Source organism: Listeria monocytogenes (assembly GCF_041765605.1).
GTDB classification, from domain to species: Bacteria; Bacillota; Bacilli; order Lactobacillales; family Listeriaceae; genus Listeria; species Listeria monocytogenes_D.
Genome location: NZ_CP168900.1, coordinates 1 through 22,589, shown reverse-complemented (window position 1 = coordinate 22,589; position 22,589 = coordinate 1). Strand labels below are relative to the sequence as shown.

The 22,589-nt window shown below is 38.3% G+C and carries 18 protein-coding genes; 1 reads left to right on the top strand and 17 read right to left on the bottom strand.

The features are described 5' to 3' along the window. Positions 1–181: 181 nt before the first annotated feature. Entirely contained in the window at positions 182–1,003 is an 822-nt protein-coding gene (locus AB2Q86_RS00090; protein WP_012582228.1) for a C39 family peptidase, read from the top strand. A 45-nt stretch (positions 1,004–1,048) separates the two neighbouring features. On the opposite strand, the gene AB2Q86_RS00085 is transcribed toward AB2Q86_RS00090, so the two are convergent. From AB2Q86_RS00085 to dnaA, 17 genes are all read right to left on the bottom strand, one after another. Further along, positions 1,049–2,482 carry a 6-phospho-beta-glucosidase gene (locus AB2Q86_RS00085; protein ID WP_012582229.1) on the bottom strand — a complete coding sequence of 478 codons (1,434 nt, stop codon included), beginning with the start codon at positions 2,480–2,482 and terminating at the stop codon, positions 1,049–1,051. A gap of 167 nt (positions 2,483–2,649) precedes the next feature. Beyond that, the gene (qoxD, locus tag AB2Q86_RS00080; protein ID WP_003725633.1) at positions 2,650–2,982 is read right to left on the bottom strand and encodes a cytochrome aa3 quinol oxidase subunit IV; all 333 of its coding nucleotides are present in this window, start codon (positions 2,980–2,982) and stop codon (positions 2,650–2,652) included. 1 nt (position 2,983) lies between these two features. Continuing rightward, positions 2,984–3,595 carry a cytochrome aa3 quinol oxidase subunit III gene (qoxC, locus tag AB2Q86_RS00075; RefSeq protein ID WP_003725632.1) on the bottom strand — a complete coding sequence of 204 codons (612 nt, stop codon included), beginning with the start codon at positions 3,593–3,595 and terminating at the stop codon, positions 2,984–2,986. Beyond that, positions 3,583–5,562 carry a cytochrome aa3 quinol oxidase subunit I gene (gene qoxB / locus AB2Q86_RS00070; protein WP_003725631.1) on the bottom strand — a complete coding sequence of 660 codons (1,980 nt, stop codon included), beginning with the start codon at positions 5,560–5,562 and terminating at the stop codon, positions 3,583–3,585. Before qoxB ends, qoxC begins: the two co-directional genes overlap by 13 nt. 18 nt (positions 5,563–5,580) lie before the next feature. Next, on the bottom strand, positions 5,581–6,687 hold the full coding sequence (gene qoxA / locus AB2Q86_RS00065) for a cytochrome aa3 quinol oxidase subunit II (RefSeq protein ID WP_012582230.1): 1,107 nt from the start codon (positions 6,685–6,687) through the stop codon (positions 5,581–5,583). A 345-nt stretch (positions 6,688–7,032) separates the two neighbouring features. Continuing rightward, on the bottom strand, positions 7,033–8,112 hold the full coding sequence (locus AB2Q86_RS00060; protein ID WP_077904898.1) for a phosphomevalonate kinase: 1,080 nt from the start codon (positions 8,110–8,112) through the stop codon (positions 7,033–7,035). Then, positions 8,093–9,064 (bottom strand): diphosphomevalonate decarboxylase, encoded by a 972-nt coding sequence (mvaD, locus tag AB2Q86_RS00055; RefSeq protein ID WP_012582232.1) that lies wholly within the window; start codon positions 9,062–9,064, stop codon positions 8,093–8,095. The genes AB2Q86_RS00060 and mvaD overlap by 20 nt, the downstream gene beginning before the upstream one ends. Beyond that, entirely contained in the window at positions 9,021–9,989 is a 969-nt protein-coding gene (gene mvk / locus AB2Q86_RS00050; protein ID WP_012582233.1) for a mevalonate kinase, read from the bottom strand. The genes mvaD and mvk overlap by 44 nt, the downstream gene beginning before the upstream one ends. 141 nt (positions 9,990–10,130) lie before the next feature. Continuing rightward, entirely contained in the window at positions 10,131–10,649 is a 519-nt protein-coding gene (gene speG, locus AB2Q86_RS00045) for a spermidine N1-acetyltransferase (protein ID WP_003728720.1), read from the bottom strand. A 15-nt stretch (positions 10,650–10,664) separates the two neighbouring features. Next, complete coding sequence (cls, locus tag AB2Q86_RS00040) at positions 10,665–12,179, bottom strand: cardiolipin synthase (RefSeq protein ID WP_012582234.1); 1,515 nt, start codon at positions 12,177–12,179, stop codon at positions 10,665–10,667. A 134-nt stretch (positions 12,180–12,313) separates the two neighbouring features. Continuing rightward, positions 12,314–14,842, bottom strand: a complete 2,529-nt coding sequence (gyrA, locus tag AB2Q86_RS00035) for a DNA gyrase subunit A (protein WP_003728718.1) — start codon at positions 14,840–14,842, stop codon at positions 12,314–12,316. Between the two features lie 94 nt (positions 14,843–14,936). Then, on the bottom strand, positions 14,937–16,877 hold the full coding sequence (gene gyrB / locus AB2Q86_RS00030; RefSeq protein WP_012582235.1) for a DNA topoisomerase (ATP-hydrolyzing) subunit B: 1,941 nt from the start codon (positions 16,875–16,877) through the stop codon (positions 14,937–14,939). Positions 16,878–16,925: 48 nt separating this feature from the next. Further along, entirely contained in the window at positions 16,926–18,038 is a 1,113-nt protein-coding gene (gene recF / locus AB2Q86_RS00025; protein ID WP_012582236.1) for a DNA replication/repair protein RecF, read from the bottom strand. 3 nt (positions 18,039–18,041) lie between these two features. Then, entirely contained in the window at positions 18,042–18,263 is a 222-nt protein-coding gene (yaaA, locus tag AB2Q86_RS00020; RefSeq protein WP_010958651.1) for a S4 domain-containing protein YaaA, read from the bottom strand. A gap of 180 nt (positions 18,264–18,443) precedes the next feature. After that, complete coding sequence (locus tag AB2Q86_RS00015; RefSeq protein ID WP_012582237.1) at positions 18,444–19,787, bottom strand: MATE family efflux transporter; 1,344 nt, start codon at positions 19,785–19,787, stop codon at positions 18,444–18,446. Positions 19,788–19,894: 107 nt separating this feature from the next. Next, positions 19,895–21,040 carry a DNA polymerase III subunit beta gene (gene dnaN / locus AB2Q86_RS00010; protein ID WP_003728713.1) on the bottom strand — a complete coding sequence of 382 codons (1,146 nt, stop codon included), beginning with the start codon at positions 21,038–21,040 and terminating at the stop codon, positions 19,895–19,897. Between the two features lie 193 nt (positions 21,041–21,233). Beyond that, positions 21,234–22,589, bottom strand: a complete 1,356-nt coding sequence (dnaA, locus tag AB2Q86_RS00005) for a chromosomal replication initiator protein DnaA (protein WP_003727573.1) — start codon at positions 22,587–22,589, stop codon at positions 21,234–21,236.

The following is a 22,589-nucleotide window of genomic DNA, read 5'->3' as shown; positions in this document are numbered from 1 at the left end:
ATGATATTTTTTTGATTGCAAACTTGAATTAGCCTGCTATCACTGAACTTCATATTAATAACCGGTTAACACGTTAAGTTCACTTTTATATTACCACGGCCATTTCATTTATGCAAGCGTTTTCTTTTTTATTTTTCCAAAAAGGGGTATACATAAGTAATCTGTATTAAAGGGGGATATAATGGGGACTTTTTTTAGTAAATGGGGGAAATGGATACTTGTTATTGCTTTAGTGTTTAGTGTATTTAGTGTTTCTACAGCAGGTCAGGCGGCGGCAAAAGAGACGGTTATCAACAAGCAGATGGTAACAACTGCAAGCCTTAATGTTCGTTCAACTAACGCGACTTCTGGGAAAGTTATTGGTTGGCTTAAGACTAATACAAAATTCAAAGCCATCGCAAAAACATCGAATAACTGGTATCGATTTAGTTTTAAAGGGAAGAATGGCTACGTATCTGGGAAATACATCAAGGCCGCAACTACCGCACCGGCACCAAAACCTTCAACGCCAAAAATTGTGCAAATGAATGTGCCTTTAATCGTTCAGCGTCCACAATTGCCAACGGGTTGCGAGATTACAAATATTGCGATGATGCTGCGCTACGCTGGGAAAAATGTCGATAAAGTCAAACTTGCCAAAGAAATGAAACGTCATAAGTCCAATCCAAATTATGGTTTTGTTGGGAATCCGTTCTCTAAAAGTGGCTGGACGATTTATCCTCCCGCTTTAGTAAACCAAGTGAAAAAATATACTGGTACTGCGAAGAATATGACTGGAACGAATTTGGGCGGTATTAAAAATCAGCTGAATAAAAAACGTCCGGTCGTAGCTTGGGTTAGTAATTTCCACGGTTTTTCCGTTCACGCGATTACTATTACCGGTTATGATAAAAACAATTTCTACTACAACGACAGCTGGTCTGGTCAAAAAAATGCGCGAATTTCGCAAAGTTACTTTAATACTTGTTGGAGCAAACAAGCAAAACGCGCGATTTCATATTAAAATAAAACCCCCACTTTCGATAATGAAAGTGGAGGTTACTATATCCTAGTCGATATCTTTACCATTTGTTTCAATTACTTTTTTGTACCAGTCGAATGATTTTTTCTTCGAGCGGTTTAGGGTTCCGTTGCCTTTGTTGTCGCGGTCAACGTAGATGAAGCCGTAGCGTTTTTTCATTTCGCCAGAGCCAGCGCTGACAAGGTCGATGCAGCCCCATGGTGTATAACCAAGAAGTTCCACGCCGTCCTCGATTGCTTCGCCCATTTCGCGAACGTGTTCACGCATGTAGTCGATTCTGTAATCGTCAGTGATTGAGCCGTCTTCTGCCACAGTATCCACTGCACCTAAGCCATTTTCAACGATGAAAAGAGGTTTTTGGTAACGGTCGTAAATTGTATTCATAGTAATACGTAGACCTAGTGGATCAATTTGCCAACCCCATTCGCTTGCTTTTAGGTATGGGTTTTTTAGTGTTGCGAAAACGTTGCCTTCTGTTTCTTTGTTTTTCTCTGGATCTGCGCTTGTTAGACGAGAAGAATAGTAGCTGAATGCCACGTAATCAACTGTGTGATCGCGTAATGCGTCTAAGTCGCCATCTTCCATTTTAATGTTGATGTTGTGTTCTTTGAAGAAACGTTTAGTGTAGCTTGGGTAGTATCCGCGCGCTTGAACGTCAATGAAGAAGTAGCCTTCACGGTCTGCCTCGATAGATTTCCAGACATCTTTTGGATTACAAGTCATTGGATACGTGTTACCCGCTGCAAGCATACAACCGATTTGATTTTCAGGGTTGATTTCATGACCAAGTTTTGTCGCTAAAGCAGATGCAACTAATTGATGATGAGCAGCTTGATATTTAACTTCCTCTGGATTAGCTTCTTTAGTAACGTCTAAACCTCCACCAATGTATGGCAGATGAAGAATCATGTTGATTTCATTAAATGTCATCCAATATTTTACTTTATCTTTATAACGCGTGAAAATTGCTTCACAGAAATTTAAGTAAAAGTCGATACATTTACGATTTTTCCAACCGCCATATTTTTTGAAAACTTCTAGCGGAGTATCAAAATGGTTGATTGTAACAACTGGTTCGATGCCATATTTATGACATTCATCAAAAACTGCATCATAAAATGCTAAACCTTTTTCATTTGGTGTCGTTTCGTCACCATTCGGGAAAATACGTGGCCAGCTGATGGACATACGGAAACACTTGAATCCCATTTCTGCCATTAATTTAATGTCTTCTTTATAACGATGATAAAAATCAATTGATTCGTGACTTGGATAAAAACCATAATCTGTAGCAAGCGCTTTCGATGGATTGAATAAAGCTTCCCAACGTCCATCCTCTACTGTTGGAAGGATGTCAACAAGTGAAAGTCCTTTACCGTCTTCAAGATAAGCTCCCTCACATTGGTTGGCAGCAACTGCTCCGCCCCATAAGAAGCCTTTAGGAAATTTTGATTCTGTCATTTTTGTGTATCTCCTCTCACGGATATAATTTTACTTCTCCACTATAGAATATGTAATGCATTACATAGCAAGCAATAATTTGAAATTTTTTTTAGAAAAGCTGTTAATCCCTTTAAAATTGCAAAAAAACTGGCACAGAAAATGAATTCCATACCAGTCTTTTTAAATTATAACAAATGATTCATATGGCCAATTTCCATTACCCAATAAGAGCCAATAACTACGACAATCGCGATAAATGCGGCGAATAAAATATTACCGATTTGAATTTTACCATCGCGGCCTTCTGTCATATGCATGAACATCAGAAGCTGTAGGGCTGCCTGAATGAACGCAAAGATGAAAATAATAACTACCTTAACATTTGTTGTTAGCGTCGAATAAAGAGCCACCCAGACTGCTAGAAGCGTCAAAATAACTGATAATGCAAAGCCAACAATATGTTTCCAAGGAATGCCACCTTCAGCATGAGCTGCATTTGATTTATTATTTTGTGTCATATTAGTTCACCATCCCTAGCAAATAGACACCGGTGAAAATGAAAATCCACACAACATCCAAGAAATGCCAGTATAAACTGGAAATAAATACTTTTGATGCTGTTTTTGGCGTCAAACCATGCATTTTAATTTGAATCAGAATAAAACTAATCCAGAAAATCCCGACCGTTACGTGAAGTCCATGTGTTCCTAGTAGGACGAAGAATGCCGACCAGTAAGAACCGATTTGCATTGTAACGCCTTCAGTCACATAGTGTGCAAATTCATAAAGCTCAAAGCCAACAAATCCCGCACCAAGAATTAATGTGATAATCGAGTAAATCGTCAACATTTTCACATTGCCCTTACGCATCTCACCAATTGCTAAACCACACGTAAAACTACTTGTTAAAAGTAAAAATGTCATTATTAGCACTAGCCAAAGTTCGAACATTTCTGCTGGCGGATGACCCGCATTCGAGCCAGCCTTTCTCATAACAAAGTAAGTCGCAAAAAGCGTTGCAAACAATGCAATTTCGGCGCCAAGGAAAATCCAGAATCCAAGAATATTTAATCGACCTTGTTCTGATCTATATTCAATTGGCAGATTTTTATTTGTTTCTACAGATTCCATGGGTTACCCTCCTTCACACCAGTCGCAAGTTCGCGCGCATTATGTTCTTCTGTTGCTTTAATTTCGTCCACTTCAACGTGGTAACCATCGTTATTTTGGAACGAACGATAAATCATACATCCTAAAATACCAACTAGACCAATAATTCCCATCCAGTACCAGTAGAAGACTAGTCCGAAACCTGCAATGAAGAAGAAGACAGACATTACAAACCCAACCATGGTATTGCTTGGCATATGGATTGGTTTATAATTTTTATCATTTACATATGGATCGCCTTTTTGTTTTCTATTCCAGAAATCATCCAAGTCATTCCATTCTGGTAAAACAGCAAAGTTATATTTTGGAGGAACTGCAGAACTTGTAGCCCATTCAAGCGTACGAGCATCCCACGGGTCACCAGTAACTTCACGTTTAGAGTTTTTATAGCTGTAGTAGATGTTGTAGCAAAGAACTAAGAATGCTACACCCATCAAGAATCCGCCAACTGTGGAGATAAAGTTAAGCGTTGTCCAGCCATCACCTTGTACATAAGTGTAAATACGACGCGGCATACCATCTAGTCCTAGGAAATATTGCGGGAAGAAACAAACGTTAAATCCAACAACGAAAATCCAGAAGAACCATTTACCAATTTTTTCATTTAGTCTGTAACCGACCATTTTTGGATACCAGTATGTAAGCCCGGCAAAGCAGGAGAACACGGTTCCAGCAATTAATACGTAGTGGAAATGGGATACTAAGAAGTACGTATTGTGATATTGATAATCGGCTGCAGCCATCGCAAGCATAACCCCAGTTACCCCACCAACAACAAAGTTAGGGATAAAGGCAAGCGACCAAAGCATTGGCGTTGTAAAGGTTATTCGCCCTTTGTACATCGTAAAGAGCCAGTTGAATATCTTAATCCCGGTCGGTATCGCAATCATCATCGTTGTAATGGAGAAGAAGGAGTTAACAAGCGCCCCTGATCCCATTGTAAAGAAGTGATGGACCCAAACTAGGAAACTTAGTAAAGAAATAACTGCCATCGCGGCAACCATCGCCGGATAACCGAATAATTTTTTCCTGGAGAAAGTAGAAATAATCTCTGAGAAAATACCGAAAGCTGGCAAAATAACAATATATACTTCCGGATGTCCCCAAACCCAGAACAAGTTGGCCCACATCATTGGGAGCCCGCCATTCGTGAGTGTGAAGAATGCTGTCCCAAACAGTCGGTCAAATGACATCAAAGCAAGTGCCACTGTTAAAACTGGGAAAGCGAAAATAATGATCAAACTTGTAATTAATGAAGACCAAGTAAACATTGGCATTTTCATTAACGTCATACCTTTTGTACGCATTCTTAAAATCGTAACGAAAAAGTTAATCCCCGTCATCAGCGTACCAATACCAGCGATTTGAACACCTAGAAGATAGAAGTTAATTCCATATCCCGCGCTAAAATCTGTCGCAAGTGGCGCATAGTTTGTCCAACCAGCATCTGGCGAACCACCAATTACGAATGATAAGTTAAATAGCATCGCTCCCATAAAGAACGTCCAAAAACTTAAGTTGTTTAAAAATGGAAATGCTACATCACGCGCACCAATTTGAAGTGGTACGGCAATGTTCATCAACCCGATGATAAACGGCATCGCCATAAATAAAATCATAATCGTTCCATGTGTAGAAAAAACTTCATTGTAATGCTGTGCGTCTAAAAATTTCATATCCGGTAAAGCGAGCTGGGTACGCATCATTAGCGCATCCACACCGCCACGGAAAAACATTAAGACAGCAGCAAGCAAGTACATAATACCTATTTTTTTATGATCAACGGAAGAAATCCACTCTTTCATGAGCCACTTCCATTTTTTTGTATAAGTTAGTAACGCAACAACACCAATACTTACAAGTACGATAGAAATCTGCGCACCTAAAATCATTGGGTCGCCAGTTACGATAAACTCATTCCATTTCATGCCTTATGTCCCCCCTTTTTACTTCCCTGCGTCATCCGATTCTTTTTTATTGAATTCATTTGTTTGGATGTCTTCTTCCATTTTCTTCATTTCATCTTCGCGGTGTTTATCCTCGTGGTAACCTTCGCCGTTTTTAATAATTTGTGGCTTCATATCATGACGCTCAAATTGCGGATTAGTTACTGTCACAGGACGAACCGGAAGCATTGGTTCATCAGAAATGGTTGATTTTGTGTTTGGATTATGCGGATTTGTCATCTCAAAACCAAAACGTTTGTAGGCATAGAAAACATACTCTGGATCAGCTGCTACATCAACAAATGCTAAATGCGTACCAGAATAAGTCTTTTTCTTAGAGCTTCCAGGAATTAAAAGACGGTCATAGATGTCTTGTGTAATAACTGGCGAGCTTGCTTTTGTTTCTTTCGCCCATTTTTTGAAATCTTTTTCAGATTGAGCTACTACATCAAAGCGTTGATCCGCAAAACCTTCGCCGTTGAAGTTTGCGTTACGGCCTTTATATGTACCAACTTCATCTGCTTGTAAATATAAATTCATCGTCATGCCAGACATCGCATATTTTTGTCCACCTAATTGCGGAACCCAAAAGCTTGTCATCGTATCTGCGGAAGTTAATTTGAATAGTACAGGACGGTCGGTTGGAATGTTTACATAGTTGACTGTTTCAATTGACTCATCTGGATAACTAAAAATCCATTTCCAGTCTGCACTTGTTGCGTAAATAACAATTGGATCTTTATGCGAAGTCACTTTTGGTGCTTCTTCCCCTGCATAAATTGTTTTTACAGTCGGAATAGCTAGAGCAATAACGATTGCAACTGGAATCAATGTCCAAAAAATTTCCAGTTTTTTACTACCGTGCATATCCGGCTCATAGTTTGAAATGTCTTTCCGTTCGCGGTATTTAACCAACATAATCGTAAACAATACAAAAATCGTCAAAACAATAACCAGCATAAATATAATCGAATAAATAATTAAGTCCGACTGACCTTTTGCAACTGGCCCTTTTGGATTAAGTACCGTCAAGTCACCACAACCACTTATAAGGCCGGTAACCCCAAGTAGTGCCGTAAGCAGCAAAGATTTAAGTACCTTTGACACCCGAATCCCCTCTTTTCCTTTTGATGTTTTCTAATGTGTATTTTTGCGCAAAAATACCATTACCGGAGTGCTGAAAGAAGCTTGTTAGAACTCCTATGTAACTGAAAAAATGCTTTTACTATTTAGTTCTTTTAAAAAAACTCACAAACTTTTTTAAAAATTAATCAGCATTTTTAGAATCACTATGTTCATACTCTAACTCATTATATCTGATTTGATATCTTAGTTCAAAAACCTGATATATTAAATATTTCACAAACTTTTATTCTGTTCACTATTCCCTAGTTTGTGAAATTTGAAACAAAAAAGCAACAAACTATTTGATCGTAGTTTGCTGCTTAAAATTTATTCAGTAATTTGAACTCTTCCCGTATGGAAAGGTAAATGCTTAATACCAAGCTTTTCCCACTCATTCACTAGTTTTTCGGCTAGTTCTTTCGTTTTCGAGAAAGCTATTCCGCAGTCTCCGCCACCAGAGCCAGAAGATTTACCTGCGCCTCCCATATTTTCGGCTGAGTCTGCTAGTTCTTTTAGCAAGCTTGTTTCAATATTTACACCAGCTTTTGTTCCGAGTTCTTGAAGAATGCGACGATTTTCTTTAATAGATGAATAAAGCAATTCCTCATCTTTCGTATGGAAAGCTTGAATTATTTGCTTCATAATCTCATTATTTCTAGTTAAAAAATGTTGGTAATTCTTACTATCTTCTTGTTTAAAAGCATGAATTTGCGAAACTAATTTTCCGGTACTTACAGGTGTGCCCGTCCAACCTACAGAAAAAGTCGGCACTGGTTCTTCTAATGTTTCGATTTGAAGCATTGGCCACGGCTCTTTCATAAACCATTCGAGTGATTTATAAGCTAAACGATGCTTCACCCATTCTTGATCAAACGTTGTATACGCAATCCAGCCGCCATACATACAAGAAGCAATATCGCCACAAGAGCCATTACCTTGCACAACTAAATGTGAAAGGGCAGCTAGCTTGAATTTTTTAAGCATTGATATTTCTGGATAAAATTTCGTCATTAGCGCGTTGATTACAGCAACCGTCGCGGCTGCGCTTGAACCGAGTCCATATTTTGCACCAGACTGGTCGATTAATTCTGTTTCAATGACCATTTTCACAGGTGATAGCTCGATTCCTTCTGATTTCAGGAAAGTTGTCGCGATATTAATTGCTTCAGCTGTAAATGTCCAATGTTCCCCGTCTGGTTTAAGTTCTCCGCCAATTGGCCATGAAACTGGATTTTCATAATGTGGAATCCATAATTCATTGCGTTCACTATCTTCAAGAGTTAGCGTTATATAACGATTAACTGCAGTTAGAATAGCCGTATGACCTGATTCTACAACTGCATATTCACCAGCTACATATAATTTTCCGGGTATTTTAACCTGTAGTTTATTTTTCATCTGATACAACACTCGCTTCCTTACCAGCGTGGCAAATTAGAACGTTTTTAGCCAAACCTGACAACTTATCTGCTACGATATTTTCATTTTCACGCTCACAAATAACTTTAACATTCGGACCAGCATCCATTGTGAAATAGGCCGGTATACCATTTTCTCGTAATTCTCTAACAGCATCCATTATTTCAAGGGACTTCGGTTGAAAATAAGTAAATGGCGGCTCGGCACCAAGCGTTGTCGCATGCATTTTCATTCCATTTCGTTCTGTAATTTCGCCCACTTTGATGAAATCTTCATCTAAAATGGCTTGTTTCATTTCTTCTAAATCCGTTTCAGCCGCAGAGACCCATTTTTCAAAGAATGGTGATGTTTCAACGGTTAAACGCATTCCATCTCGACTAGAAACTTTCTTTTCTTTATCCGAAACGACTGCGACTACAAGAGACATTTTGTCACATAATTTGTTGGTGAAAGGTACTGCAAATGAATCACTACCGTCCGCGAGTTCGCCTTTTTCCCAAATGACAAAATCTCCGAAAACGGAACGAGAAGCAGAACCAGACCCGAAACGAGCCAGTCTGGAAATATATTCTTTTGTGTCTTTTCTGCCAGCAGCGCTAGATCCAGCAAGCGCAAGAGCTGCAAATGCAGAAGCCGATGAAGCAAGCCCGGCTGCAGTTGGAACGTGATTTTCGGAAGTGATTTTTGCTTTTGCTGAAATACCGAATTCTTCACGCATTTTATCTATAAAACGAGCTACTTTTGCATCCGTTTTTTGTTCATTATTTAGAATAAATGTATCCTGGGCTAAGTTTTCGTCCCATTCTACCGTTGTTTTTGTATAAAATTTATCTACCGTGAAGGATAAACTACTGTTTGCAGGTAGAATCAAGTGTTCATCGCGTTTTCCCCAGTATTTAATTAGCGCCACATTCGTGTGTGCGATGGCTGTCGCTTTCATAACTACCTTCTCCAATCGTAAAAATCCATTCTTGTGCAGCTCCAGCATTATGAAGCTTCTTCGTTATTTGTTCAGCGATTTCTTGATTTTTTGCTACAGCGATAATACATCCACCTCTACCGCCACCTGTAAGTTTTGCCCCGTCTGCACCGCTACTTCTAGCTACTTCTATTAATTTCTCTAAACTACTATCACTTACTGTCAAAGTTTCTAAATAAGATTGTGCCTTATTCATTGCAGCACCTATTTTCACAGTATCTGCATCGCCTTCTAAATGAGTCTTTATTTCCCGGGAAATATCGCCAAGTTGGTGGATTATTTTCCCGATTTTAGCTTGATTTTTTTTATATAAAACTTGAACATCCTTCACCGCATCTCTGGTTTCACTTGGAACTCCAGTATCTGCTACTACGAACGTGATTTTTTTGGGAAAGTGCATGATTTCTAGTTTTCGATCTCGTTCATACCATACTGGTTTTTCACTTACAACCGTAATAGCATCAACACCACTAGCATTGCCATGAGCAATTTTTTCTGCCGCATTCACAATGGCTAATAATTTTTTCGAGTCTAATTCTTGATTAAAATATTTATATAAGCCACGCGCAATACTTGTTGCTACAGCGGCACTTGAACCTAAACCTCGTCCAATTGGAACACCTGAAACTACATGGATAGAAACGCATTCGCCTTTTCCAATCTCATTTAAAACATCTACAACTAATGCTTTGATTCCTGCTAAGAAATCAGGCATATCATCTAAATCACCTGAAAAAAATGCCGAAGAAAATTTGGTTTTTGTAGAATTTTCTACATTTGTCGTTACAACTGCTTGTGTAAATGGGACTGAAATTGCCGGTTCTCCGTATACAACTGCATGTTCTCCGCATAATATCATTTTAGCTGTCCCAATGCCTGTAGCCAATGTACGCCAATCCTTTCTCCATCAAAATAGTACAAACTTTAATACTTCATGATACCATAATTTTTTCACTAAAACCTTATTATAGAACTTTTTTTGACCCAAAACAATGATTGGCGCAACTTTTCCCGCGCCAATCACCTTTTAAATATCCATTTCTCGATATTGATGTTGGAAAATACACATTCTAATAGCATCATGATAAGTTCCATCAACGAAAAACTCATCAATTAGTTCGCCTTCACGAATAAAACCAACTTTTTCATAGACATGAATTGCTTTTTCGTTTACTTTATCAACTACTAAATATAGTTTATGCAGATTTAGTACGTGAAAAGCATATTTCATTGCGAGTTTTGTGGCAGAAACAGCGTAACCGTGTCCTTGAAACTTAGGATCAATAATAATTTGAAATTCCGCTCTTCGGTGAATATAATCAATTTCCATTAACTCAACTAATCCAACCATTTGGCCATCTAATTCTAAAATAAAACGGCGTTCTGACTGATCGTGAATGTGCTTATCATATAGCTCCTGAAGCTCGACGAACGCCTCATATGGCTCTTCAAACCAATAAGACATTATTTTCGCGTCATTATTTAACCGATGAACAAATTTTAAATCTTCTCGTTCAAGCGGTCTAAGTTTTAAATCTCCACTCATTTTTCCACTCCTAAATTATAAAATTGGTGATAGCAAACTGGATAGAACTTCTTTTATACGAGTCAATAATGGTTTGTTTTCCATATCTTTCATCGTAAACAGTCGGCTATCTTCAAAATCTTTCTCAAAATCACGTTTTAAATGATGCATAGCCTCGCTTTCATCATATAAGAATACCATTAATTCATGATTCAATCTAAAACTACGCACGTCAAAATTGGCGGTTCCAATAGCCGCACGCGTTCCGTCCACTAACATCGCCTTCGCATGAACAAAAGAATCATCGGCATAAGCATACATTTTAGCGCCTGCTTCAATCATTGTTTTCACATACGCATTACTTCCGTGGAATGAAATCCCGCGATCACCTTTACCTGGAATAATAACTCGCACGTCAACACCGCTCATCGCAACCCGGCGAATAACTGCAAGCGACTCTTCATCAGGAACAAAGTAAGGGGACACAATCCAAACAGATTCTTTGGCAGAATCAATCAAATCAAGCATTGAATCGCGAACCCATTTTTCTTTATCATATGGTCCACCGTAAATCACTTGCGCCCATTCGTCACCCATATCAACTGGCGAAAAATATTGTTTTAAACCAGATTCACTAATGAACTTGTCAGCAGCCCCAGCCCGGTTTTCCATGTAGACCCAGTCGTTTAGGAAGGATTCTTGGAGTTCGATGACAGCTTGGCCTGTTATTTTTATGTGTGTATCGCGCCAAACACGGAAATCTGGTGTGTTAGAACGATATTCTTCACCAATATTAAGCCCACCTGTAAAGCCAATTTGGCCGTCAATCACAACTATTTTACGGTGATTTCGCAAGTTGGCAGTCCTTACAATCCATGGGGATGTGATTGGATCAAACGCATGAATACTAACTCCAGCTTCTTTTAGAGGCGCTAAAAATGCCTTATGAAGTTTGCTTGAACCAAGTCCATCAAACATAAATCTAACTTCAACACCTGCTTTTGCTTTTTCTACCAAAATATCACGAATCTCTGTAGAAATTTCATCTGTTTTGAAAATATAGTATTGAATATGGATGTGGTTTTCCGCTTTTCTAAGCGCGTCTAAGAGCACTGGAAAAGTTTCTTCACCATTTGTCAGTATTTCGATTTTATTGCCCTTAATAGGCTCTATGGATGTTAAATGCGCAATTCTTTTAGATAGTCGTGGTAATTTTTCATTGGTGTTGTTTGGAATTGCATGAATCGCATGAATTAATTTAGCTTTTTCCATTACTTGAGCTGTGCTGAATTTTCTAGTTGCTGGATTTCTACCAAACACAAGGTAACTAATCGTTCCGAGTACAGGCAAAATAAAAATAACCGCAATCCAGGCGACTTTTGAGCTAGTATTCCGTTGATCAAATAGTAGTAGCCGAATCACAATAATCAATCCGCATAATTGGATAAGTCCACTTGTTACTAAGAATAATATAGCTGCTTGATTGATTAAAAAGTATTCCACTAAAAATAAAACTACTGCTATAAACAGAAATTGAATCAGTTTGCGCATTTTTTCAACTCTTCCCTTTTTTAGACGTATTAAGGATATTATACATAAAATACAGCCAAAAAGCGCTTTTTTATACTGAAAAAAAGCTGGAAAATCGTTCTAATTCGCAAATTAGAGTCATTTCCAGCTTCGTTTTATTCTTCTATATCGCTTCCAGGAGCATCTTCAAAACTTTCATCAGGAACTTGTGTGATTAATGTTTCGTCGATTTCTTCCTCTAGCTCAACTTCATCTTCTTCTTTTGGAACTTTTGCAACAGTGGCTACTTTTTCATCTTCATCAAGACGAATTAGTTTGACACCCATTGCGCTACGACCTGTTTGTGAAACGGTTTCGATTTCAAAACGAATCAAGACGCCGCTCACAGTCATTAGCATTAAGTCTTCTTCACCAGTCACTGTTTTCATTGCGACTAAGTTACCATTTTTCTCTGTGATTGTAACGGTTTTAACACCCATACCACCGCGATTACGAAGCGGATATTGGGAAGCCGGTGTTTGTTTACCGTATCCTTTTTCCGTTACAACGAGAACTTTTTCATCATCTTCTAGTACTTCCATACCGATAACTTCATCGTCTTCACGAAGTCTAATACCACGAACACCAGCAGCTGTACGGCCCATTACGCGAATATTTTCTTCTGGGAAGTAGATAGATTGTCCATGTTTCGTTGCGATAATCATGTTTTTACTACCATCTGTCATTTGAACGGAAATTAGTTCATCGTTTTCGCGAAGTTCAACTGCACGAAGACCACTTTGACGGATTTTCGCAAATTGAGAAAGGGTTGTACGCTTCACGACACCATGTTTAGTAGTAAAGAATAGGTAGCTATCATCAGTGAATTCGGATAGATTTATCACGGCATTCACTTGTTCTTGGCTTTCGATTCCAAGTAAGTTGATGATTGGGATACCTTTGGCGGTACGACCGTATTCAGGCACTTCATAACCTTTCGAGCGGTAAACTTTACCTGTGTTAGTGAAGAATAGTAACGTATCATGCGTGCTCGTTGCAACAAGATGTTCTACGAAATCATCTTCATGAGTAGACATACCTTGGATACCACGACCACCTCGACGTTGGCTACGATAAGTTGAAAGTGGTAGACGTTTGATATAGCCACGTTTAGTTAGTGTAATTGCCACTTCTTCTTCAGGGATTAAGTCTTCATCTTCAAGGCTTACTAAATCACCAGCCAAGATTTCTGTACGACGTTTATCCGCGTATTTAACTTTGATTTCTTCTAATTCTTCACGAATAATTTCAAGAATACGCTCATCATCAGCTAAAATGGCTTTTAAATCATTAATTAATGCCACTAAGTTTTGGTATTCTTCTTCAATTTTTTCGCGTTCTAAACCTGTTAAACGTTGCAAACGCATGTCTAAAATGGCTTGTGCTTGTTTGTCCGAAAGGTTGAATTGTGTCATCAAGCCTTCTTTGGCAACATCGGAAGTTTTTGATCCACGAATTAATTTAATAATCGCGTCAATATTATCTAGCGCTATTCGTAAACCTTCTAGAATATGAGCGCGCGCTTCTGCTTTACGAAGCTCAAATTCCGTACGGCGACGAATAACTACTTTTTGATGCTCTAAATAATGATAAAGAATTTCTTTTAAATTAAGTACTTTTGGATGATTGTCGACAAGTGCCAGCATATTAATACCAAAAGTAGTTTGAAGTGCTGTCATTTTGAATAAATTATTCACGATAACACTTGCACTAATATCACGACGAACCTCAATAACAATGCGCATTCCAGAACGGTCAGACTCATCATTTAGGGAAGTAATACCGTCGATTTTTTTCTCACGAGCTAGTTCGGCAATACGCTCTACTAAGCGCGCTTTATTTACTTGGTAAGGAATTTCAGTGATAACGATTGTTTCTTTACCATTTTTCTTTTCTTCAATGTCCACGCGACCACGAACAGTAATCGAACCACGACCACTTTCGTAAGCACGACGGATTCCACTACGTCCCATAATCATCCCAGCAGTAGGGAAGTCAGGTCCTGGAATATACTCCATTAAATCACGAATAGTAATTTCTGGGTTATGACTAAGCGCCAAAACGCCGTCAATAACTTCACCAAGGTGGTGGGTAGGAATGTTTGTTGCCATACCAACTGCGATACCTGACGAACCATTGACTAGTAAGTTAGGGAAACGCGCTGGTAAAATAACCGGCTCACGTTCAGAACCATCGTAGTTATCAGCGTAATCAATTGTATCTTTGTTAATATCGCGAAGAAGTTCCATCGAAATTTTTGACATACGTGCTTCTGTATAACGCATCGCTGCCGCCATATCGCCATCGACCGAACCAAAGTTACCATGTCCATCAACTAGCATATTACGGTAACTAAAATCTTGCGCCATACGAACCATTGTAAAATAAACCGCTGTATCGCCGTGGGGGTGATACTTACCGATTACTTCACCAACGATACGAGCCGATTTTTTATAGGCCTTATCAGAAGTCATACCTAAGTCATTCATCGCATATAAAATCCGACGGTGAACTGGTTTTAATCCGTCACGAACGTCTGGTAGAGCACGGGCAACAATTACACTCATCGCATAGTCTAGGAATGATGTCCGCATTTCTTTATTTAAGTTTATCTCTGTTATTCGTTGATTTGGTGTTTCTGCCATTGTTAGAGAAACCTCCCTTTCAAAAGTAAGGCTGAATCTAGTTCAAACCTTTTAAAAACAATTAATAACCCAATTATTACCCGGGAAATATTTATTAAACATCCAAGTTTTTAACGTATTGCGCGTTGTCTTCGATGAATTTACGACGAGGTTCCACGCGGTCACCCATCAACATTTCAAAAGTTTCATCGGCATCAATAGCGTCTTTGATATTGACTTGAAGTAGTGTACGGTGTTCTGGATTCATGGTTGTATTCCAAAGTTGTTCTGGGTTCATTTCTCCAAGACCTTTATATCGTTGAATGCTGTATTTAGTGTCTCCATCAAGGGAAGCTAGATAGTCTTCTAACTGTCCATCGCTATATACATACTCTACTTGTTTACCATGCTTAATTTGATAAAGCGGTGGTTGCGCAATGTAGATATAACCTGCATCAAGCAGTGGGCGCATATAACGATAAAATAGCGTAAGCAGTAGTGTACGAATATGTGCACCATCGACATCGGCATCCGTCATAATAATAAGTTTGTGGTAACGAGATTTAGAAACGTCAAAATCTCCACCAAAACCAGTTCCCATAGCCGTAAAAATAGTTCGAATTTCTTCGTTAGCTAAAATTCGGTCTAAACGAGCTTTTTCCACGTTCAAAATTTTACCACGAATCGGCAAAATTGCTTGGAATAAACGGTCACGACCTTGTTTAGCCGAACCGCCAGCTGAGTCACCCTCAACGATATAAAGTTCGCTGATTTCAGGGTTACGAGAAGAACAGTCAGCTAATTTACCTGGCAAGCTAGAAATTTCTAGTCCACTGCTTTTACGAGCAACTTCACGCGCGCGCTTAGCAGCCAGACGTGCACGAGAAGCCACAACGCCCTTCTCAACGATTTTTTTAGCTACATCTGGGTTTTCCATCATAAATTTATTTAAAGCCTCAGAAAACAGCTTATCCGTGATAGAACGAGCCTCTGAATTTCCAAGTTTTGTTTTTGTTTGTCCTTCAAACTGTGGATCTGGGTGTTTGATAGAAATGATTGCCGTTAAACCTTCACGAACATCTTCACCGGAAAGGTTATCATCACTATCTTTGAACAATTTATTACGACGCGCATAGTCATTAATAACACGTGTTAACGCCGTTTTAAATCCAGATTCGTGAGTCCCGCCTTCATACGTATGAATGTTATTCGCGAATGAAATGATATTGCTTGAGAATCCAGTATTATATTGCATGGAAATCTCAACCATAATGTCATCGCGTTCACCTTCCAAATAAATTGGTGGCTCATGGATAACGTCTTTTGCTTTATTTAAATGCTCCACGTAAGAACGAATTCCGCCTTCATAGTGGAAATCTTTACGAACTTTGTGCTCTTCACGTTTGTCTTCAATCGAAATTGTTAAACCACGATTCAAGAAAGCAAGTTCGCGCGTACGAGTACGAAGTGTATCAAAATCGAATTCCGTTGTTTCTGTGAAAATTTGTGGATCTGGCGTAAAGTGAACAATTGTTCCACGGTAATCCGTTTCGCCTTGTTCTTCCATATCCATTACTACATCACCACGTTCAAAGCGTTGGTAATATTTTTGACCTTCACGGTGAACGTATACTTCAAGAGATGTGGAAAGGGCATTAACTACCGATGCACCAACTCCGTGAAGTCCACCAGATACTTTATATCCGCCGCCGCCAAATTTACCACCAGCATGCAGAACGGTAAAGATAACTTCTACTGTTGGACGACCAATTTTTTCATTAATCCCAGTAGGAATCCCACGTCCGTTATCACGAACAGTAATGCTGTTATCAGCTTCGATTGTAATTTCAATTTCTGTACAAAAACCAGCAAGTGCTTCATCAATTGCATTATCAACAATTTCCCATACAAGGTGATGGAGTCCGCGTTGACTAGTTGAACCAATGTACATACCAGGTCTTTTTCTTACTGCCTCTAGACCTTCCAGTACTTGTATTTGATCTTCGTTATAATCTGAAGCATTTTCTTGTACATTTGTAATATTTTCTTCTGACATTAATTATTCCACCGCACTTTCTTTTTCATCAAATTATATTAACCTAGATTAGGATTTTTTTACTGTACCTTTTTCTACATAGAAAGTTGTTGCTTGTTTGAGCGTTCCATGGTCGATTCCGCTCGTACTTGTTGTCGTTACAAAGGTTTGTACTTTTCCTTCAATAGCTCCGAGCAAATGCGATTGACGGTAATCGTCGAGTTCACTAAGCACATCATCGAGAAGAAGAACCGGATATTCTCCAGTTTCTTCATGGATTAGGTCAATTTCTGCTAATTTTATAGAAAGTGCCGTTGTCCGTTGCTGGCCTTGTGAACCAAAATCTTGCACATTTTGCCCATTAATATAAAACAGAGAATCATCCCGATGTGGTCCAATAAGCGTGACACCACGGTCGATTTCTCTTTGTTTGATTGATTCCATTTTTTGAAGTAAATCTGCTTTCCACACTTCGGGATCGTCCCCATTTAGCGTGACGGAAGCTTTATACTCGATTTTTAACGTCTCTAGTCCTCGGGAAATTTGGTGATGAATTGGCGCCGCATATGCCTCTAATTTTTGAATAAAATCAGCTCGTCTTTTCGTCAAATTAATGGCGACATCTGCGAACTGCTCTGTCAAAATATCAAGCAATATTGGATCTACTTTGCGTTTCATTTGTAACATCTTCAAATATTGGTTTCGCTGTTGCAATATTCGTTGATATTCACTTAGATTGTGCAAATAAATCGGCTGCATTTGCCCAATTTCCATATTCAAAAACCGACGTCTTATTCCTGGAGCACCTTTCACAAGCGATAAATCCTCCGGGGCAAAAATAACCACATTCAAGTTACCGACATATTGGCTAAGTTTCTTTTGTTCCAAGTGATTTACTTTAGCTCGCTTGCCTTTTTGGGTGATAGCAAGCTCTAAAGGCACTGATTGCCCGTGCTTCGCTATTCGACCTTCCATCTTGGCTTCTTCTTTTTCCCACATAATAAAATCTTTATCATTCGTTGTCCGATGTGACTTTGCAAGTGCAAGCATCAATACGGCTTCTAAAAGGTTGGTTTTACCTTGTGCATTCTCACCAAGAAAAACATTAACAGATGGGGAAAATTCTAGTTCTAAGTTTTCGTAATTCCGGAAATTCCTTAAAACAATACTTTCTAAATGCATCTGCTATTTTCCTTGCTCGATCTTCACTTTTCCAACACCGGGAACTAAGATAACATCGCCATTACGAAGCTTTTTCCCCCGGCGATTGTCTTGCTCTCCGTTGATGTAAATCGTATTTTCACTAAGGTACGCTTTCGCCATTCCACCAGTTGAAACTACATCAATCATTTGTAAAAGTTGACCAAGCGTTACGAACTCGCTATTTATCTTTACTGTTTCAGCCAAAAATTTCACGCCCAATCTTTTTTTATCACTACCTTCTATTTTACTAAAGTTTTGCCAATAATACAAAGAATATTTTCATATATTCGTTTTTCAGCTTTTTTTAGCAAAACTAATGGGGGGATATTATTTATTAAAAAAAAGAAAATATGAGCTTCTGTGGCGTTTTTTTTATTAAAATGGTTATTTTCGCCGAATAACTGCCTTTTTTTGCCAAGCTCCTGATTTATATCGCCAAACACCGAGCATCGTTGCTGTAATCCATGCAACTGGTGTAGCCCACCAAAGTCCTACGTAACCAATATAAAGCGATAAAACAAATCCGATAACTAGTCTCGAAACTAACTCAAAAATCCCCATAGCTAAAGGAACCATCGCATCTCCAGTACCTCGTAAAGTTTCCCGAACGACAAATAAAATTCCAACTACGACATAAAATAAAGACACTATCAGTAAGTAACTCACACCAATATTAATAACTTCCGTCTCGCTAGAATCTATAAATAGTAATAAAAATTGCCGAGCGAAAAGTTGAACTAAAATCGTGATTCCAATACTGATGGCTGTAACTACTTTTATTCCCGACCAAAAACCTTCGCGAACCCGATCAATTTTTCCAGCACCAATATTTTGACCGGCAAACATGGAGGATGCTGCTCCAAATGCAATTCCCGGTTGATATGTAAGTGAATCAATTCGACTTGCTGCTGTATAAGCCGCAACGACTGATGAACCAAAGCCATTTATTAAACTTTGAAGAGCCATGTTTCCAATAGAAATGAACGAACCTTGTAATCCAGATGGAAGTCCAATGCGCACCATTTCTTTAAGTAGTGGGGTGGAGAGCTTGAATTTTGCGCGCTCTATCCGCATAAATGGCACGTGGCGATAAGCATAGTAAATAACGGCAATTGCTGCAGCAGTTTGAGAAAGAACTGTTGCAATAGCAGCCCCGCGAACGCCCATATCCATATAAACAACAAATAAAAAATCTAATGCAATATTCATTAAAGAGGATAAAATCAAAAAAATTAACGGTGTAATCGAATTTCCAAGTGCTCGAAGTATCGCCGCCATCCCGTTATATAAACTCATCGGTAAAATCCCAATAAAGAGGGTGGTTAAAAAAATGGTCGAATCATCCAAAATATTTGCTGGTGTGCGCAATAAAATAAGAAGTGGCTTCGCAAGTAAAACGCCCGCAACAGATAAAATAATCGCCGAAAAAACTACCGCATAAGTTGCCGTAGCAATAACATCTTTCAAACGATCATAATCTTTAAATCCAAAATACTGTGCTACTACGACGGAAATCCCGCTCATAAGTCCAATAATCAAAGAAATCATAAAAAAATTGACCGAGTTTGTCGCTCCAACAGCAGCCAGCGCATCTACACTAACAAACTTCCCAACAATAACCGCATCAATCATCGTATAAAATTGCTGAAATAAGTTTCCAATCAACATTGGCATCGCGAATAAAAAGATTAATTTTGTCGGATTACCTGTTGTCATATCTTTCATCATGCTAAGAATTACCTCCATTTGCATAAATATACATTTCTGTCCAAAAACTGTACTATAACAAAAAAAGAATCCGCCTTGAAACCAAGACGGATGTGCTTTTTGCGAGATTAGTAAGTTCTAACCGGCGTGATTAATTGTAAAATTTCATTTGGATTAGCTGCATCTTTTGGTCGAAGTACAAATGGTCTCATTGTACCGGAGAAGGAAATTTGAATATCATCACCTTCAAAAGCACGCAAAGCATCCATCATGTATTTACCGTTAAAAGATATTTTAATTTCTTCGCCAGTAAAGCTTTGACTGAAGACATTTTCAGAAACATTCCCAACTTCCGGAGAATTGGAAGATACTTCAACTTGTCCATTTTCAAGTGTCATTAATTTAATAACGTTATTACGATTTTCGCGAGCAAGTAGAGATGCACGGTCAATTGCTTGTAAAAATGCTTTGGAATTAATAACTAATTCTGATTTAGTATCAGTTGGAATTAAACGAGATGTATCTGGATAACTACCTTCAAGTAAACGAGAGTAGAATAGTAAATCTTTTAATTTAAAAAGAATTTGATTATTTGCAAGGGTCATTTCGATTGATTCACTTGCATCATCTAAAATTTTATTTAGTTCAGATAAACTTTTCCCTGGAATAACAATGTTATATTCTTCGTCAATGTCTGTTTCAAGTGGAATTTCACGTAAAGCTAGACGATGACTATCTGTTGCAACTGCGCTTAATTTATTTTCTTTAATAATCCAGTTTACACCAGTAAGTACAGGACGAACTTCAATTGCAGAAACTGCAAAAACAGTTTGTCTAACGATATTTTTAAGTACATTAATTGGAATTTTAATTGTTTTTCCGTCTGTTACTTCAGGTAATTTAGGATATTCCATTGGATCTAAGCCGTTTAGTGTAAAGGATGCTTGGCCAGAACTAATGTTGGTTTGGTAATTAGAAGTTACTTCAATTTCTACATTTTCTTCTGGTAAACGACGAACAATATCGCCAAAGTATTTGGATTGAAGAACAATTCCACCAAAACTTTCCACTTCTACAATTACTTCATCATTTTCAATTAATGGAATAAATGCTTCGATGGAAATATCGGAATCACTACCAGTTAGTGTTACACCTTCATCATTTACGACTATTTTTATCCCCGTTAAAATTGGAATCGTTGTTCTTGCAGAGATGGCACGAGTAACTTCATTGACTGCTTGGACAAGACGATCACGCTCAATAACAAATTTCATGAGTATCCCCCATTTTTTTATATTTTGTAAAACCTCAAAAACCTTTAATTAATTAATAAAAAATCGTAGTAATAGTAATAGGCGCTGTGGATTTGTGGATAAGTAGGTTACAAGCCATGCGATATAAAGTTTTCCACATGTTGATAACTTGTGGGTAAGTATGTTTCAGTTATCCACATTGTACACAGGTCTATTAAAACATATTTTGTGCTTTTCTTAAATTTTTTTCAATTTCGGCAAGGTCATTTTTCAACACTTGATCGGTTTTTAGTAGTTGCGATATTTTTTCATGTGCATGGATGACAGTTGTATGATCTCGACCACCAAATTCATCACCGATTTTTGGTAATGAGGCATCTGTAAGCTCTCTTGAAAGATACATAGCGATTTGGCGCGGGAATGCGATACTTTTCGTCCGTTTTTTTGCTTTAAAATCTTCTAAACGAACATGGAAATATTCACCGACTGCTTCTTGAATACCACTAATTGTAATAACTTGTGATTTAGAAGAGGGGATAATATCTTTTAGTGCTTCTGCTGCAAGACCAGCTGTTATATCTTTATTAACGAGGGAAGAATAAGCAACTACTCGGATGAGTGCGCCTTCTAGCTCGCGAATATTCGAATCAATTTGGTTTGCGATATAAAGCATGACTTCATTTGGAATATCTAATCCGTCTGCTTTTGCTTTTTTACGTAAAATGGCGATCCGTGTTTCTAAGTCTGGTGGCGTAATATCAGTAATTAAGCCCCATTCAAAGCGGGATCTCAGTCGATCTTCCAGTGTTGGAATTTCTTTTGGTGGTCGGTCACTGGAAATAATAATTTGCTTTTGTTCATCATAAAGTGTGTTAAATGTATGGAAAAATTCCTCTTGTGTTCCTTCTTTACCGGCTAAAAATTGAATATCATCAATAAGTAAGACATCCACATTCCGGTATTTTGTACGGAATTCTTCGGTTTTATTATCACGAATAGAGCTAATAAACTCATTGGTGAATTTTTCGCTGGAAAGGTACATTACTTTCGCATTATCTTTATGTTGTTGAACATAGTGGCCAACTGCGTGCATTAAATGTGTTTTACCGAGGCCAACTCCTCCATAAATGAAGAGTGGATTATATGCTTTGGCTGGTGCTTCGGCTACTGCAAGTGATGCTGCGTGGGCGAATCTGTTCCCTGAACCAATGACAAAAGTATCAAAAACATAACGCGGATTAAGCATATGTTTTCCAATTTCAATGCCATCTTCATCTAACGCTGGATTTGGTTTAATCACAGTGTATTCAAAGTTTTCTTCCTGCTCGCCATCAATAAAGCGGACATCAAATAAGCGACCAGTTATTTCTTGCAAAATGTTAGCGATAAATTGCGTGTAGCTTTTCTCTAACCAATCGCGAACAAAATTATTGGGCGCTGAAATAATAAACGTGTTACCTTCAAGTGAATGAGCGGTTGTTGATTTCATCCATGTATCGTAACTAGGTTTACTCATATTTTTTTTAACGATTTGCAGTGTTTCCTGCCAGATGTCTTCAATTGATTGCAC